The organism is Stenotrophomonas maltophilia, from assembly GCF_001274595.1.
Classification (GTDB): Bacteria; Pseudomonadota; Gammaproteobacteria; order Xanthomonadales; family Xanthomonadaceae; genus Stenotrophomonas; species Stenotrophomonas forensis.
Genome location: NZ_CP011010.1, coordinates 3,831,573 through 3,847,232, shown reverse-complemented (window position 1 = coordinate 3,847,232; position 15,660 = coordinate 3,831,573). Strand labels below are relative to the sequence as shown.

Sequence of the window (15,660 nt, the reverse complement as noted above, 5' to 3'; positions counted from 1 at the left end):
CTGGGGATAGCACGATGACCTTTCACCAAGCCAAGGGGCTGCGTCCCATCCGGCGCTCTACCTTGAACCGTGTCAGCGCGTTGGGAGTCGCGCTGATGCTGGCCTGCGCTCCGGCGCTGGCTGCCACGCCGGCGGAAAAGCCGGCCGGCGCCACCGTGGCTGCGGCCGTCGCACCGACAGGCCTGTCGGTGGCGAAGATTGATTTCAAGCGCGGCGATGACGGCGCCGGCCGCCTGATCGTCCAGTTCGACGGGCAGGGTGCGGTGCCGGACCTGCGCACGCAGGGCAACAGCGTGGTGGTCGATGTCGGCAACGCCCGGCTGCCGGCCAACCTGCAGAGGCCGATGAACGTCACCGACTTCGCAACGCCGGTGCAGCGCATCGACGCCAAGCCCTCCGGCGCGGGTACCCAGCTGGTCCTGAGCACCGGCGGTGCGGTGGATTCGCTGGCCTACCAGAGCGGCAACGAATACGTGGTCGAGATCAGCCCGCGTCAGGCGCCGGCGGCAGTCGGTGCGGTCACTGCGGGCAGCGTTGCGCAGGCCGCCAAGGCCGTGGGCCAGCGCGGTTTCACCGGCAAGCCGGTGACCTTCAACTTCCAGGACGTGCCGGTGCGCACCGTGCTGCAGTTGATCGCCGAAGAATCCAACCTCAACGTGGTGGCGTCCGATTCGGTGCAGGGCAATGTGACCCTGCGTCTGGTCAACGTGCCGTGGGACCAGGCGCTGGACATCGTGCTGCGGGCCAAGGGCCTGGACAAGCGTCGCGACGGCAGCGTGATCTGGGTTGCGCCGCAGGCCGAGCTGGCCAAGTTCGAGCAGGAGAAGGAAGACGCGCGCATCGCCATCGAGAACCGCGAAGACCTGGTTACCGATTACGTGCAGATCAACTATCACAGCGCCACGCAGATCTTCAAGGCGTTGACCGAAGCCAAGGGTATCGGCGGTGGCGGCGGCAACGGCAGCAGCGGTGGTTCGGCGTCGCAGGAAGACAGTGGCTTCCTGTCCTCGCGTGGCCGCATCGTGGCCGACGAACGCACCAATACGCTGATGATCAGCGACATCCCGAAGAAGATCGCGCGCATGCGTGAACTGATCGGCGTGATCGACCGGCCGGTCGACCAGGTGCTGATCGAAAGCCGTATCGTCATCGCCACCGATACGTTTGCCCGCGAGCTGGGTGCCAAGTTCGGCATCAGCGGCAGCCGCGACAACGTGTACTTCAGCGGTGACCTGGAATCCAACCGCAAGACCCGCCTGTCGCAGGCGGATACCGCGGCCGCCAATGCCAAGGCCTATCGCGATTGGGAAGCGGGTGGCAGCGTTGGACCGGCACCGGTGCCGCTGCTTCCGGCCATCACCCGTGGCCTGAACTTCAACCTGCCTGCCGCTTCGACCGCCACCCCGGGCTCGTTGGCGCTGTCGATCCTCAACGCCGGCTACCTGCTGGACGTGGAGCTGTCGGCGATGCAGGAAGAGGCGCGTGGCGAAGTGATCTCCAACCCGCGCGTGGTGACCACCAACCAGCGCGAGGCACTGATCAAGCAGGGCAAGGAAATCGGCTACGTCACCATCAGTGGTGGCGGTACCGGCGGCGTTGCCACGCCCAACGTCCAGTTCAAGGAAGTGGTGCTGGAGCTGAAGGTGACCCCGACCATCACCAACGACAACCGCGTGTTCCTCAACATGCAGCTGAAGAAGGATGAAGTGGAGCGCCTGATCCAGCTGCAGGGCTATGGCACCGTACCGGAAATCAACCGCCGTGAAGTCAATACCGCGGTGCTGGTGGACGATGGCCAGACCGTCGTGATCGGTGGCGTGTACGAGTTCACCGACCGCAGCAGCGTGAGCAAGGTTCCGTTCCTGGGCGACGTGCCGTTCCTGGGCAACCTGTTCAAGAAGCGTGGCCGCAGCAAGGACAAGGCCGAACTGCTGGTGTTCGTCACGCCGAAGGTGCTGCGCGTGGCCAAGCAGAACTGAGCCGGTACCACCTGTTGCAGGAAGAAGGGCCGCCTTGTGCGGCCCTTCTTCGTTGAGGCCGGTCATGCGGTGCGCGAAGGGCTGTTCAGCCGTTCTTGATGTCAATCGCAGGGCACCCTGCGATGATGTCGGGAACCCGTGCCGTCCTGCGCCGGTCAAAGGCCCCCATGAACCTGCCTCCGCCGATGCCCGAAACCGTCCCGCCGCCCCCCGCGCCGGCCAGCTCCCGCCTGCACGCCGCCTTCAGCCAGCTGCGCGATGCGCTGTCAGCCGAAATCGTCGGCCAGTCTGCGCTGGTCGAGCGCCTGCTGATCGCGCTGCTGGCCGACGGCCACCTGCTGGTGGAGGGGGCGCCGGGGCTGGCCAAGACCACGGCGATCCGCGCGCTGGCAGCACGGCTGGAAACCGACTTCGCGCGCGTGCAGTTCACCCCGGACCTGCTGCCGGCCGACCTCACCGGCACCGAGATCTGGCGCCCGCAGGAAGGCCGTTTCGAGTTCGTGCCCGGCCCGATCTTCCACCCGATCCTGCTGGCCGATGAAATCAACCGTGCGCCGGCCAAGGTGCAGTCGGCGCTGCTGGAAGCGATGGGCGAACGCCAGGTCACCGTGGGACGCCACACCTACGCGCTGCCGTCGTTGTTCCTGGTGATGGCCACGCAGAACCCGATCGAGCAGGAAGGCACCTTCCCGCTGCCGGAAGCACAGCTGGATCGCTTCCTGATGCATGTGCGCATCGGCTACCCGGACCAGGCGGCCGAATCGGAAATCCTGCGGCTGGCCCGTGAGCGTGCCCGTGGCGCATTGGGCGAAGCCGCGCCGGCGCCGGAGAAGCTGCCGATGCAGGATGTGTTCGCGGCCCGTCGCGAAGTGCTGGACCTGCACATGGCGCCCGCGCTGGAACGCTACTTGATCGAACTGGTGCTGGCCTCGCGCGATCCGTCGCGCTACGACGCCGGCCTCGGTCGCCGCATCGCGTGGGGCGCAAGCCCGCGAGGTTCCATCGCGCTGGAACGCTGCGCACGTGCGCGCGCCTGGTTGGCGGGCCGCGATTTCGTCACGCCCGATGACGTGCGCGCGGTCGCCGCTGATGTGCTGCGCCATCGCGTGCTGCCCAGTTACGAAGCCACAGCCGAAGGCTGGGATGGCGAGCGCCTGGTGCAGGAGCTGCTGGCCCGCGTGCCGGCACCCTGAGCCTGCGCATGACCGATCCATCCCCGGCACCTGCATCCATGGCCAGCGAGGGCGACGGGCTGCGCCCGCAGTTGGCCGAACTGGTCGCGCTGCGTCGGCTGGCACAGCGCCCGCCGCCGCCACGCCGCGGCCGTGCCGGCAATGCCGGGCAGGCACCGTCGCCGCTGCGCGGGCGTGGCATGGAGTACGCCGAATCACGCGAGTACGTGGCCGGTGATGATGCGCGGCATATCGACTGGCGGGTGACCGCGCGTACCGGCCGTGCCCACACCAAGCTGTTCCAGGCCGAGCGCGAGCGGGTCAGTCTGATCGTGGCCGACACCTCGCCGGCGCTGTATTTCGGCACCCGGGTGCGCTTCAAGTCGGTACAGGCTGCACGTGCGGGCGCCGTTGCCGCCTGGTCGGCGCAGCGTCGAGGCGACCGCGTGGGCGCCCTGCGTGGCAGCGACCGCGAGCCACCGATCGCACCCGCAGGTGGTCCGCGCGGTGTGCTGCGCGTACTCGATGCACTCACCCGATGGTACGCGCAGCCTCCCACCGATGATCTTGGTCTTGAGCGTGCGCTGGACCACGCCAGTCGCGTGCTGCGCCCCGGTGCGCGCATGCTGGTGCTGGCCGATCCGCAGCAGGCGGCACGGATTGCGCCGGTACGCTGGAGCGCGCTGGCCCAGCACCATGACCTCAGCCTGGTTCTGCTGGTCGATCCATTGGAACTGCAGCCGCCGTCGGCCGCGCTGCAGTTCCAGACCGCGCAGCAGCGCGTTGGACTCGACCTGCGCCGCAGCGACGTGCAGGCGCATTGGCAGGCACATTTCGTTGAACCGCTGCAGGAACTGCGGCGCCAGCTCGGCGCACGCCGCGTCGACGTGCAGGTGCTGTCCACCGATGCGCCCAGCGATGCCTGGCTGGCCCCGTCGCCGACCGAGGTGCCGGCATGAGTGCCAACCTGCCGCTGCGCGACGTGCAGCTGCCGCCGGCCCCGTCGTGGTGGCCACCGGCACCGGGCTATCTGATGATCGGTGCCGCGTTGCTACTGCTGCTGTTGGTTTTCGCATTCCTGTGGTGGCAGCGTCGCCGCCGTCGGCAGCGCTGGTTGCAGCAGTTCGACAGGGAGTTGGCGGGCTGCACCGACGCGGCGGCGGAACTGGCGGCGATCGCCGGCCTGCTGCGTCGTGCCGCGCGCCAGGCACGTCCGGGCAGTGAATCGTTGCGCGACGACGCATGGTGGCAACGCGTGGACCCGCAGGGCACGCTGTCTGACGCACGGCGCAGCCTGCTGGCCGAGGGCGCCTATCGGCCACGCGTCGATGCCAGCGAAGTGGCCGCGGTGCGCAGCTGGTCCCGCGCGCGCTATCTGGCATTGCTGCTGGAGCGTCGGCGATGAATCTGCTGGCGAGCTACTGGCCGTGGCCGGACCTGCAGCTGGCATGGCCGCTGGCGCTGCTGGCGTTGCCGTTGCCGCTGCTGATGTACGCGTGGAAGCGTCGCGCTGACCCCGGCGCGGCGCTGCGCGTGCCGTATGCCGCCAGCGAACTGGAAGCACTGACCGGTGGTGGCCGCGTCGACGTGTCTTGGCTGCGTACCCTGCTGTTGTGGTTGGGCTGGTGCGCGCTGTGCGTTGCGCTTGCCCGTCCACAGCAACTCGGTGAGGCTATCACCCCACCGCAGCAGGGCCGGCAGATGATGCTGGCAATGGACGTGTCCGGCAGCATGGGTGAGGGCGACATGGTGCTGGGCGGACAGGCCGTGGATCGCCTCACCGCAGCCAAGGCGGTGCTGGCCGACTTCCTCGACCGCCGCGCCGGTGATCGCATCGGCCTGCTGATCTTCGGCGACCGTGCTTACACGTTGACGCCCCTTACCGCCGACCTGGCCAGTGTGCGCGACCAGCTGCGCGACAGCGTGGTCGGCCTGGCCGGTCGCGAAACCGCCATCGGTGATGCCATCGGCCTGGCGGTGAAGCGCCTGCGCAGCCAGCCCGAAGGCCAGCGCGTGCTGATCCTGCTGACCGACGGTGTCAGCAATGCCGGCGTACTGGAGCCCCTGCGCGCGGCCGAAGTTGCCCGCGCCGAGGGCGTGCGCATCCACACCGTCGCGTTTGGCGGCGACGGCAGCATGCGCGTGTTCGGCATCTCCATTTCCGCCGACCAGGATCCGGTCGACGAGGCCACATTGAAGAAGATCGCGGGCATGACCGGTGGCCAGTTCTTCCGCGCACGCGATACGGCACAGCTGGCCGGCATCTATGCCGAACTGGACCGGCTGGAGCCGATCGCCGCGAAGGGACCCAGCCTGCGCCCGCGTGAGGAACGCTATGCCTGGCCGCTGGGCCTGGCGTTGCTGCTGGGTGCGCTGGCGTGGCTGTGGCCGGAGCGTCGCCGATGATCGCGTTGGCGTCGAATCTTCCCGACTGGAATGCGCTGCATTTCCTGCGCCCGGAATGGCTGTGGGCCCTGCTGGCCCTGCCAGTGATCCTCGCGCTGGCGCTGTACCGGCAGCGGCGCAGCGATGCATGGCGGCAGGCGGTGGATCCCCACCTGCTGCCGCACCTGCTGGCGGCAGGCACGCGTCGCCGTACGCGCCTGCCGTGGGCGCTGCTGCTGGGCTGGACGCTGGCGTCGCTGGCGATGGCCGGGCCGAGCTGGCGGCAGCAGGCGCAGCCGATGTTCCAGGCCAGCGCACCGCTGCTGGTCGTGCTGGATCTGTCCAGCCGGATCACCGCCACCGACCTGCCGCCGTCGCGGCTGCTGCAGGCGCGGGCCAAGCTGGGCGAGCTGCTGCGCGCGCGCAAGGGCGGCCAGGTCGGCCTGGTGGTGTATGCGGATGACGCCTATACGGTGGCGCCGTTGACCGATGACGGCAGCAATGTCGCGCTGTATCTGGATGCCTTGTCCCCCGAGGTGATGCCGCGCGATGGACAGCGTGCCGATCGCGGTATCGACTGGGCGGCGCAGCTGATGCGGCAGGTCGCGGCGCTGCAGGGACAGGTCCTGCTGGTCACCGACCAGGCCGACGGCGAAGCCGCGCTGGCCGCAGCCCAGGCACGCAGCCTCGGCCTGCAGGTTTCGGTGCTGGGCCTGGGTACCCCGGCCGGTGCGGCCTATCGAGATGGGAGTGGCCAGATCCGCCAGGCGGCGCTGGATGAGGGCAGCCTGCGCGCCGTGGCCACCGCAGGTGGCGGGCGCTATGCACGTATCGCCGCCGATGACAGTGATCTGCGCGCGCTTGGGGTTCTGGATGCGCGCGAGGGCACAGCGGCACAGCGGCCGGGTGAAGGCAAGCAGTGGCGCGATGAAGGCTTTTGGCTGCTGCCGCCGGTCATGCTGCTGGCGCTGCTGGCCTTCCGCCGCCGCGCGGTGCTGGCTGCGGTGCTGGCCGTTGGCCTGCTGCCGTGGATGAATGACGTGCAGGCGCAGGCCCTTGCGACGCCTGCCTCGCAGCCGGCGCAGGGCACGCTGTGGAAGCGTAGCGACCAGGTGCAGCACCAGCGCCTGGCCGAAGGTGTGCAGGCCTACCGCAACGGCGACTTTGCCAATGCCCGCAAGCAGTTCGAAGGCATCGACAGCGATGCCGGCTGGTACAACCTGGCCAACGCGCTGGCGCGCCAGGGCAACTACGATGAGGCCATCGCCGCTTACGACCGCGCGCTGGCGCTGCATCCCGGCATGGCCGATGCGGTGGCCAACCGTGCCGTGGTCGATGCCGCGCGCAAGCGCACGCAGTCGGGTGGCCAGGGCCAGGATCAGCAGAAGCCCCAGCAGAGCGGCCGGCAGAAGCAGCAGAACGATTCGCAGGGCAAGCAGAATCCGTCGGGCCAGCAGCCGCAGCAGGGCCAGCAGAATCCCGGCCAGGGCCAGCCGCAGTCGGGCCAGCAGGACCCGCCCAAGGCGGGTGACAACAACGCACAGTCGAAGCCTCAGCCCGGCGAGCGCGGCCGCGATGGCCAGCAGGCACCACCGCAGGTGGAAGATGCCAAGGCGCAGGCGCAGGCCGACGAGCAGCAGCGCCAGCGCATGCAGCAGGCAATGCAGCAGGCACGTGAAGGCAAGGGCGAACAGGATGGCAAGCCCGTGCCAGGCAGCGAAGGCACCACCCCGCGCCAACGCGAGGAGCAACAGGCCGTGGAGGCGTGGATGCGACGCGTACCCGATGATCCGGGGGCGCTGCTGCGGGCCAAGTTCCAGCTGGAAAACGAACGCAGGAAGAGGGAAGGGCGATGACGCGGGCGATCAACATGCATGGGCGCTGGCCCCGGCAGGTACTGGCAGCGCTGCTGCTGTGGCTGCCGCTGCTGGCCTGGGCGCAGCCGCGCGCCTGGCTGGACCGCGATCGCATTGCAATGGGCGATACGGTCACCCTCAATGTCGAGAGCGATCAGGGCGCGCCTGACTTCACGCCTCTGCGTACCGACTTCGACCTGAGCGCGCAGACCAGCAGCCGCCAGGTGGAGTGGAGCAACGGCAGCATGCAGCAGCGCAACCTGTACGGCGTGGCGCTGACGCCGCGACGCAGCGGTGCGCTGGTGGTTCCGGGCCTGCAGGTGGGCAGTGTGCGTACCGCACCGCTGACCCTGCAGGTGGACGCGGCCGCCGTGGCGGGCCCGGACAGCACTGCGATGGCCTTCATCGAGACGGTTGTCGATGACGAAACGCCGTACGTGCAGCAGAGCGTGGGCGTGGTGGTGCGGTTGTATTTTGCTTCGCAGCTGGCGTCGGGTGAACTGGTACTGGATACCCCGGCGGGCGCGTCATTGCAGCGCGTGGGCGATGACCGCACCGATGTGCGCCAGGTCAACGGGCGCCGCTACAACGTGGTCGAACGCCGCTTCCTGCTGATCCCCGAGCGTAGCGGCGCATTGCGGTTGGCCGGTGCGCGCTTCAGCGGGCGCAGTGCCGGTGGCTTCTTCGACGACTTCTTTGGCGGGGGCGATGGCCGCATGAATGCCACCGGCGCCGACCGCACGTTGCAGGTTCAGGCACAACCGGCGCAGGCGCCGCAGCCGTGGCTGCCGCTGCGGAGCCTGCAGTTGCGCTATACCAGTGCGCCGACCAGCGCCCGCACCGGTGAAGCGGCCAATGTGGTGGTCGAAGCGGTTGCCGAGGGGGCGACGCGTGCACAGTTCACCGATCTGCCGGTGCCGGATGTCGGCGCCAATGCGCAGGTGTTCGCCGAACCAGCACAGTACGAAGAGACCTTCAACGGCAGCACGCCACGCCTGAAGATCACCCGCCGCTATTCGATCGTGCCGCGCCAGCCGGGTTCGCTGGTGGTGCCCGGCCCGCGCCTGCCCTGGTGGGATGTGCGCAGCGGCAAGGCACAGGAAGCAACGCTGCCGGACCTGACGCTGGCGGTTGCGGCGGGCAATGGCGGTGGCAATACCCCGCCGGCACCGTTGCCGCCGATCGACACCGACGCCGCGCTGCCCGGCACCGATGGCCAGGACAGCCGCATCGCGGCCACCGACCCGCGCGCCAGCGGCGTCGCCGAGCGCCCATGGCCCTGGATGGGCGCGGCGATCGGGCTGGCGCTGCTGTGGCTGCTGACCCTGCTGTGGGGCTGGCAGCGTGGCCGTCGTTCGCGTGCAGCGGCGCCTGTCGCCGGCACGTCCGCTGTGCCGACTGTGGCGAGCGGCCGTGCCGGTTTGGCCGAACTGCGCCGCGTGCTCGATGGCGAGGGCTTCGACCAGGTGGAAGCACAGCTGTGTGCGATGGCCGGTGTCGAACGTATCGAGCAGGTCATCGCGCGTCTGGACGATCCGGAGCAGCGCCAGGTGTTGCAGGACCTGCAGCAGGCGCGCTGGGGCGGGCAGGGCGATCTGGCGGCGCTGCGTACGCGCCTGCGCGCGGCCTTCCGTGACGGACCGCACTGGTCGGCAGCTGCGGGAGCCGCTGACACTGGCCTGGCGCCGCTGTATCCACCGCGGCGAACCTGAACCGGCGCCGCTTGCGCGCTTTGTTAGAGTGCATTCATTTTTCGAGGAAACCCGCGTATGACAGCAGCTGCTGCCGACAAGAAGAAGTTGCCCCTGCACTGGAAGATGGGCATCGGCTTTGCGATCGGCCTGGTCCTGGGACTGACCGTGCATGCCCTGGGCGGCAGCGTCGAGGGTCTGCAGGGCGGTGCCAAGTGGGTAATGGACTACGTCACCACCCCGGCGTCGGGCCTGTTCCTCAACCTGATCTTCATGCTGATCGTGCCGCTGATCTTCTCGGCGCTGATCATGGGCGTGTCGGAGATGGGTGACATCCGCGCCCTCGGCCGCATCGGCTGGAAGACGCTGGCCTATACCGTGCTGCTGTCCGGCATTGCCGTGGGCATCGGCCTGGTGCTGGTCAACGTGCTCAAGCCGGGTGCCGGCGTCGACCCGCAGGTCGCTGCGATGATGCTGTCGGAGAACGCCGAGCGCAGCAAGGAGATCGTGGCCGGCATCCATGGCACGCCGAAGGGCATGGACATGCTGCTGTCGATCGTGCCGAGCAACGTGCTGCAGGCCGCGTCTGACAACGGCGCGATCCTGTCGCTGATGTTCTTCGCGTTGATGTTCGGCATCGGCATGGTGCTGACCGACAACGAGAAGGTCGCTCCGCTGCGCCGCGCCATCGAAGGCGTGTTCGAAATCTCGATGACCCTGATCAACCTGGTCATACGCCTGGCCCCGTACGCGGTGGCCTGCTTCATGTTCAACCTGGCCGCGCTGTTCGGCTTCGAGCTGATCATCCGCCTCGGCGCCTACGTGGGCGTGGTGGTGCTGGCGTTGGGTCTGCACATGATCGTGACCTACGGCACCGCCGTGTGGCTGTCGGGCCGCTCGCCGCTGTCGTTCTTCCGCGATACCCAGGAAGCGACGGTGATGGCGTTCTCCACCGCCTCCAGCAACGCCACCCTGCCGACCGCGCTGCGCGTGGCCGACCAGATGGGCCTGCCGCAGCGCGTGTCGCGCTTCGTGCTGACCGTGGGCGCCACCGCCAACCAGAACGGCACCGCGCTGTTCGAGGGCGTGACGGTGATCTTCCTGGCCCAGTTCTTCGGCGTGGACCTGAGCATCGGCCAGCAGTTCATGGTGATGGCGGTGTGCATCCTCGGTGGCATCGGTACCGCCGGCGTGCCGTCGGGCTCGCTGCCGGTGGTGGCGATGATCTGCGCGATGGTCGGCGTGAACCCGCTGGGTATCGGCCTGATCCTGGGCGTGAACCATTTCCTGGACATGTGCCGTACCGCACTGAACGTGACCGGCGACCTGGCCCTGACCACCCTGGTGGCCAAGGGCGAGTCCCACGACGGCCCGGCGCTGGGTCCGCAGCAGGACTGAGTCCAGATTCCCGCCCCCGAACTCCGGGGGCGGTAGTGCCGGCCGCTGGCCGGCAACCTCATGATCTTCATTGAATTCTGCGCAACTGCCGGCCAGCGGCCGGCACGACCGGGCAAGCTGGAACTGACCCCTGCCCGGTGACTATGGGACAATAGGCCGCCCGCACGTCCGCGGCCGCCTCCCGATTCCGACAGAACCATGACGCAGCCTACCCGTCGCCAGTTGGCCAACGCCATCCGCTTCCTTGCCGCCGATGCGGTTGAAACCGCAAAGTCCGGCCACCCCGGCATGCCCATGGGCATGGCCGACATCGCCGAAGTCCTCTGGAACGACTACCTCCGCCATAACCCGAGCAACCCGCACTGGTTCAACCGCGACCGTTTCGTGCTGTCCAACGGCCACGGTTCGATGCTGCAGTACGCGCTGCTGCACCTGAGCGGTTACGACCTGCCGATCGAGCAGCTGAAGCTGTTCCGCCAGCTGGGCAGCCACACCGCCGGCCATCCGGAACGGCACGAGACCCCGGGCGTGGAAACCACCACCGGCCCGCTGGGCCAGGGTTTCGCCAACGCCGTGGGCTTTGCCCTGGCCGAGAAGCTGCTGGCACAGCGCTTCAACCGCCCGGAGCTGGAAGTGGTCGACCACCGCACCTGGGTGTTCATGGGCGATGGCTGCCTGATGGAAGGCGTGTCGCATGAAGCGGCATCGCTGGCCGGTACCTGGGGCCTGCACAAGCTGGTCTGCTTCTGGGACAACAACCACATCTCCATCGACGGCAACGTCGAGGGCTGGTTCACCGACAACACCCCGGAGCGTTTCGAGGCCTATGGCTGGAACGTGGTCCGCGATGTTGATGGCCACGACCCGGACAGCATCAAGGCCGGCATCGAGGCCGCGCTGTCGCAGAGCGACAAGCCGACCCTGATCTGCTGCCGCACCACCATTGGTTTTGGTTCGCCGAACAAGGCGGGCAAGGAATCCAGCCACGGCGCACCGCTGGGCAAGGACGAGCTGGAAGCCACCCGCAAGCAGCTGGGTTGGGAATACGGTCCGTTCGAGATCCCGCAAGCGATCTACGACGGTTGGCGCGCCAATGGCGCCGGCACCCTGCGCCAGGCCGAGTGGGAGCAGCTGTTCGACAAGTACGCCAGCCAGTATCCGGCGGAAGCGTCCGAGCTGACCCGTCGTTCGCACGGCGAGCTGCCGGCCGACTTCGTTGCCAAGGCCGATGCCTACATCGCCCAGGTGGCCGCCGAAGGCCCGACGATCGCCTCGCGCAAGGCCTCGCAGCTGGCCATCGAAGCCTACGCCCCGCTGCTGCCGGAAATCGTCGGCGGCTCGGCCGACCTGGCGCACTCCAACCTGACCCTGTGGAAGGGCAGCAAGTCGGTCGCCAGCGACGACGCCAACGCCAACTATGTGTACTACGGCGTGCGCGAGTTCGGCATGACCGCGATTGCCAACGGCCTGGCGCTGCACGGTGGCTTCATTCCGTTCGACGCCACCTTCCTGGTGTTCAGCGATTACGCGCGCAACGGCGTGCGCATGAGCGCGCTGATCCCGGCCCATGCCATCCACGTCTACACCCACGACTCGATCGGCCTGGGCGAAGACGGCCCGACCCACCAGCCGGTGGAGCACCTGGCCTCGCTGCGCTACATCCCGAACAACGATGTGTGGCGCCCGTGCGATGCGGTCGAGTCGGCAGTGAGCTGGAAGGCCGCGATCACCCGCCAGGACGGCCCGAGCTGCCTGGTGTTCAGCCGCCAGAACCTGCCGCACCAGCCGCGCAACGCCGAGCAGATCGCCCAGATCGAGCGCGGTGGCTACGTGCTGGCCGATGCCGCCGGTACCCCGGACGTGATCCTGATCGCGACCGGTTCGGAAGTCTCGCTGGCGACCGAAGCCAAGGCTCAGCTGGATGCGGCCGGCCTCAAGACCCGCGTGGTCTCGATGCCGTCCACCGACGTGTTCCTGCGCCAGGATGCGGCCTACCGCGAATCGGTGCTGCCGAACGCCGTGCGCAAGCGCGTGGCCGTGGAAGCCGGCGTCACCGGCTTCTGGCGCCAGTTCGTCGGCCTGGACGGTGCGGTGATCGGTATCGACACCTTCGGTGCCTCGGCCCCGGCCGACCAGCTGTACAAGCACTTCGGCATCACCACCGCCCACGTGGTGGAAGCTGCGAAGTCGCTGTAAGCCGCCTCGCGGTGCAACAAGGGAAAGGCCGGCACACGCCGGCCTTTTTCGTTCTTCAGAGTGGAGAAAAAGGGGACGGAGGGGATTAAGTCGTTTGTGCACATGCGACTTATCCTCTCCGTCCCCTTCTCCTTTGCCCGAAATGTTCCACCCGGCGGCACCAGTGTCGCGTTGGCCTCTTCATCTGACCTGCATTCCTTGCGAAAAGGAGGGCCTGCCGAGGCACCCTCAGAAGTGGTCATGGACAAGAAGATCGGCGCAGAAAACCATGGTGGATTTGCGGGGCGTAAGGTGATGCCTTACACTGGTGCTGCGTGATCGTCAGCTTCAGGCACAGGGGTCTGAAGGTGCTCTATGAACGGGGCGACATTTCAGGCGTTCGTGCCGATCATGCGGGGCGGTTGCGGCGCTTGCTTCACCAGCTGGACCAAGCCCAGCGTCCTTGAGACATGGGCTTGCCTGGAAATCGCCTGCATCCTCTGCGCGGAAGCTATAGCGGCTACTGGGCTGTAAGTGTCTCCGCGAGTTGGCGATTGGTATTCGGCTTTCGTGGGCTCGACGTCGAATTGGTCGATTACCTCGATTACCACTAGGAGTCTGCTCGATGCCGTTGCATGATCCGCCGCATCCCGGGGAATCGCTGCGCGAAGACATACTGCCGGCGATCAGCATGTCCATCAGTGCGCTGGCGCAGCATCTTGGTTATTCCCGCGGACAGCTGTCGACCATCATCAACGGGCACGCCGGTATCTCCGCGGAGCTTGCATTCCGCCTTGAGCTTGCAGGTCTGGGCAATGCGCGCATGTGGCTGGCAATGCAGGCGGCCTATGACCTGTGGCAGGTCGAGCATCGAGAGCATCCACCGATTGCCCGCCTGCATCTTAAGGATTCGGTGAGGATCGGACAGTAGATCCGCGCCATGCGTGGATGAAAAAAGGGACGGAGGGAATTAAGTCGTTTGTGCAGAAACGACTTAATTCCCTCCGTCCCCTTTTTTCAGGCGGTGCGCGCCAGCGCCAGGCGCAGCAGGCGTGCGTCCAGGCGCTCGGCGAAATCCTTCGGTGCCTGCAGGCCCATGCGCTGCAGGTACACCGCATCGCCATCACCGGCCGGTTGGCGCAGCGCTGCCCAGACGGTGCGCAGCTTGTCGCCACGGGTCTGCGTGTTGGCCTTCAACCAACCCAGCGCTTTCACCAGTACCTGCTCGATCTCGTTGAAGTCGCTGCCCAGCGGATAGTCCGGAAGGGTGCCATCGGCGCGGAACGGTGCCAGTGCCGCGGCCAGTGACTGTGGGGTATTGCGCTGCAGGCGTTCGGGATCCGGCGGCGTGGCCCTCAACAGCTTGCGCGCGGCGTGCGCCTGCTGCAGCAGGCCGGACTGGAACGGTGCCTCGGTGATCGCGGCCATCGCCTGCACGCAGTCCTCGTCGGTCAACCCGCGCAGATCGGCGATGCCGTATTCGTTGAGGTAGATGTCGCGCAGGTGGCGCGGGATGGTGGTGTGGCCATAGTTCCAGCGCACATTGGATTCGCGCTGGCCCTTGTCGTCGCGCGCGGCGCGGAACATCAGCACGCTGCGGGCTTCCGGCAGGGCATGTGCCATCGCCACGAAGTTGTACTGGCCGCCCACCCCGGATACCACGCGGCCGTCATCCAGCGCGTCCGAGACCGCCGCACCCAGTGCGGTGGCCATCATGCAGGAGTTGAAGAAGCGCGCATGACGGCGCTGCAGGCGTTCCAGTGTTTCGTTGCCGCCGTACAGCTGGTTGATCTCGCTGATGCGGCGCATGCCGATCGCGCGGCATTCGTCTTCCGGCAGGGTGCGCAACCATTCGTAGAACTCCGGTGAGCCCAGGTAGAACGCGCCGTGCAGGTACTCGCCCTCGGCGTCCAGCGTGGCATGGTCGATCGACAGCGTGCTACCGTTCTCGATGCGCTGCATCAGCGCGAGGTCGTCGTGCACCTTGCGCTTGATCACCCCGGTCTGTACCAGCCGCCGGAAGCCCTCGTTGAGCATTTCACTGCAGCCGTACAAGCCCACTTCAAAGGGGTCCAGCCCGCCGATTTCCTGCACCAGCGGATGGCTGGCCAGCTGTGGGTCGAGTGCATGCAACACGCGGCGATAGCGCGCATTGTCGGTATGGCGCAGCACCAGTGCGTGGCTGAGCGCATCGGCCAGCGTACCAATGCCGATCTGCAGCGTGCCGCCATCGCGCACCAGGGTGCTGGCATACAGGCCGATGGCATAGTCGGCATCGCCAACCGGCTGCCGCGGCAGGCCGAACAGCGCCGGGTACGGCGGCGGCGGGGTGATCACCAGATCGAAGAACGACACATCGACGGTGGCCGAGCCGCCCAGGTAGGGCAGCTGCGGATCGATCTCGGCGACCAGCAGCGGGCGCGGCAGTCCGCGCGCGGCGATGGCATCCAGCGTGTCCTGGGTAATGTCGTTGTTGCACGACAGCGAGAGCCGCCGGTCATCCGGGCGCATCGCCACTTTCTGCACGATCACCTGCGGCGCGCGCTGGGCGACCGCATCGGCGGCGTGGGTGTAGTTCAGGCTGGTATAGCTGGACTGCGCCTGCCGCGAACCGAGCAGGGCGCCGGACTGCATGTAGAACTCTTCCACCTGCACATGTGCCGGCAACGCGTCGCGCGCGATCGCATCGGCATAGGCCAGGCGCGGGAAATCGTCGCCAAAATGGCGCTGCGCGAACGGGGCCATGAAGCGCGCTTCCAGGCCATTGCCGCGCGCCTTCGGCGGGTTCAGCGACAGCGCGGTATACAGCTGCAGTGGCCGCGACGGATCCTGCTCGACGCGTGCATACAGCGCATTGAGCAGCCGATGCGGCTTGCCCAGTGCCAGTGGCGCCCCGATCCGCAGCGGCCCGTCCACGCGCGCAAACAACCAGTCGACAGCGGCGTCCAGGTCGGTGAGGTGTTCGGTCATTCGGGGCGGTCCTGCGTCTGGGGGGAGTGCCGGC

12 protein-coding genes are annotated in these 15,660 nt (G+C 67.7%); 11 read left to right on the top strand and 1 reads right to left on the bottom strand.

Annotated features, from left to right (window positions below):
- The first annotated feature begins 14 nt into the window (after positions 1-14).
- From VN11_RS17550 to VN11_RS17505, 11 genes are all read left to right on the top strand, one after another.
- Positions 15-1,979, top strand: coding sequence for a type IV pilus secretin PilQ (locus VN11_RS17550; RefSeq protein ID WP_053450673.1), 1,965 nt, complete (start codon positions 15-17; stop codon positions 1,977-1,979).
- Positions 1,980-2,146: 167 nt separating this feature from the next.
- On the top strand, positions 2,147-3,172 hold the full coding sequence (locus VN11_RS17545; RefSeq protein ID WP_053450672.1) for an AAA family ATPase: 1,026 nt from the start codon (positions 2,147-2,149) through the stop codon (positions 3,170-3,172).
- An 8-nt stretch (positions 3,173-3,180) separates the two neighbouring features.
- Positions 3,181-4,110, top strand: coding sequence for a DUF58 domain-containing protein (locus VN11_RS17540; protein ID WP_053450671.1), 930 nt, complete (start codon positions 3,181-3,183; stop codon positions 4,108-4,110).
- Positions 4,107-4,556, top strand: coding sequence for a DUF4381 family protein (locus tag VN11_RS17535; RefSeq protein WP_053450670.1), 450 nt, complete (start codon positions 4,107-4,109; stop codon positions 4,554-4,556). The genes VN11_RS17540 and VN11_RS17535 overlap by 4 nt, the downstream gene beginning before the upstream one ends.
- On the top strand, positions 4,553-5,557 hold the full coding sequence (locus VN11_RS17530; protein WP_053450669.1) for a vWA domain-containing protein: 1,005 nt from the start codon (positions 4,553-4,555) through the stop codon (positions 5,555-5,557). The genes VN11_RS17535 and VN11_RS17530 overlap by 4 nt, the downstream gene beginning before the upstream one ends.
- Complete coding sequence (locus tag VN11_RS17525) at positions 5,554-7,392, top strand: vWA domain-containing protein (protein WP_053450668.1); 1,839 nt, start codon at positions 5,554-5,556, stop codon at positions 7,390-7,392. Before VN11_RS17530 ends, VN11_RS17525 begins: the two co-directional genes overlap by 4 nt.
- The gene (locus VN11_RS17520) at positions 7,389-9,104 is read left to right on the top strand and encodes a BatD family protein (RefSeq protein WP_053450667.1); all 1,716 of its coding nucleotides are present in this window, start codon (positions 7,389-7,391) and stop codon (positions 9,102-9,104) included. Before VN11_RS17525 ends, VN11_RS17520 begins: the two co-directional genes overlap by 4 nt.
- A 57-nt stretch (positions 9,105-9,161) precedes the next feature.
- Positions 9,162-10,481: a dicarboxylate/amino acid:cation symporter gene (locus tag VN11_RS17515; RefSeq protein WP_006465816.1), complete on the top strand. Its 1,320-nt coding sequence runs from the start codon at positions 9,162-9,164 to the stop codon at positions 10,479-10,481.
- Positions 10,482-10,679: 198 nt separating this feature from the next.
- Positions 10,680-12,677 carry a transketolase gene (gene tkt / locus VN11_RS17510; protein WP_053450666.1) on the top strand — a complete coding sequence of 666 codons (1,998 nt, stop codon included), beginning with the start codon at positions 10,680-10,682 and terminating at the stop codon, positions 12,675-12,677.
- Between the two features lie 449 nt (positions 12,678-13,126).
- Positions 13,127-13,270, top strand: a complete 144-nt coding sequence (locus VN11_RS22790; protein ID WP_238581829.1) for a type II toxin-antitoxin system RelE/ParE family toxin — start codon at positions 13,127-13,129, stop codon at positions 13,268-13,270.
- 11 nt (positions 13,271-13,281) lie between these two features.
- Positions 13,282-13,587, top strand: coding sequence for a HigA family addiction module antitoxin (locus VN11_RS17505; protein ID WP_053450665.1), 306 nt, complete (start codon positions 13,282-13,284; stop codon positions 13,585-13,587).
- Between the two features lie 86 nt (positions 13,588-13,673).
- On the opposite strand, the gene VN11_RS17500 is transcribed toward VN11_RS17505, so the two are convergent.
- Positions 13,674-15,626 (bottom strand): acetyl-CoA hydrolase/transferase C-terminal domain-containing protein, encoded by a 1,953-nt coding sequence (locus VN11_RS17500; RefSeq protein ID WP_053450664.1) that lies wholly within the window; start codon positions 15,624-15,626, stop codon positions 13,674-13,676.
- Positions 15,627-15,660 lie beyond the last annotated feature (34 nt).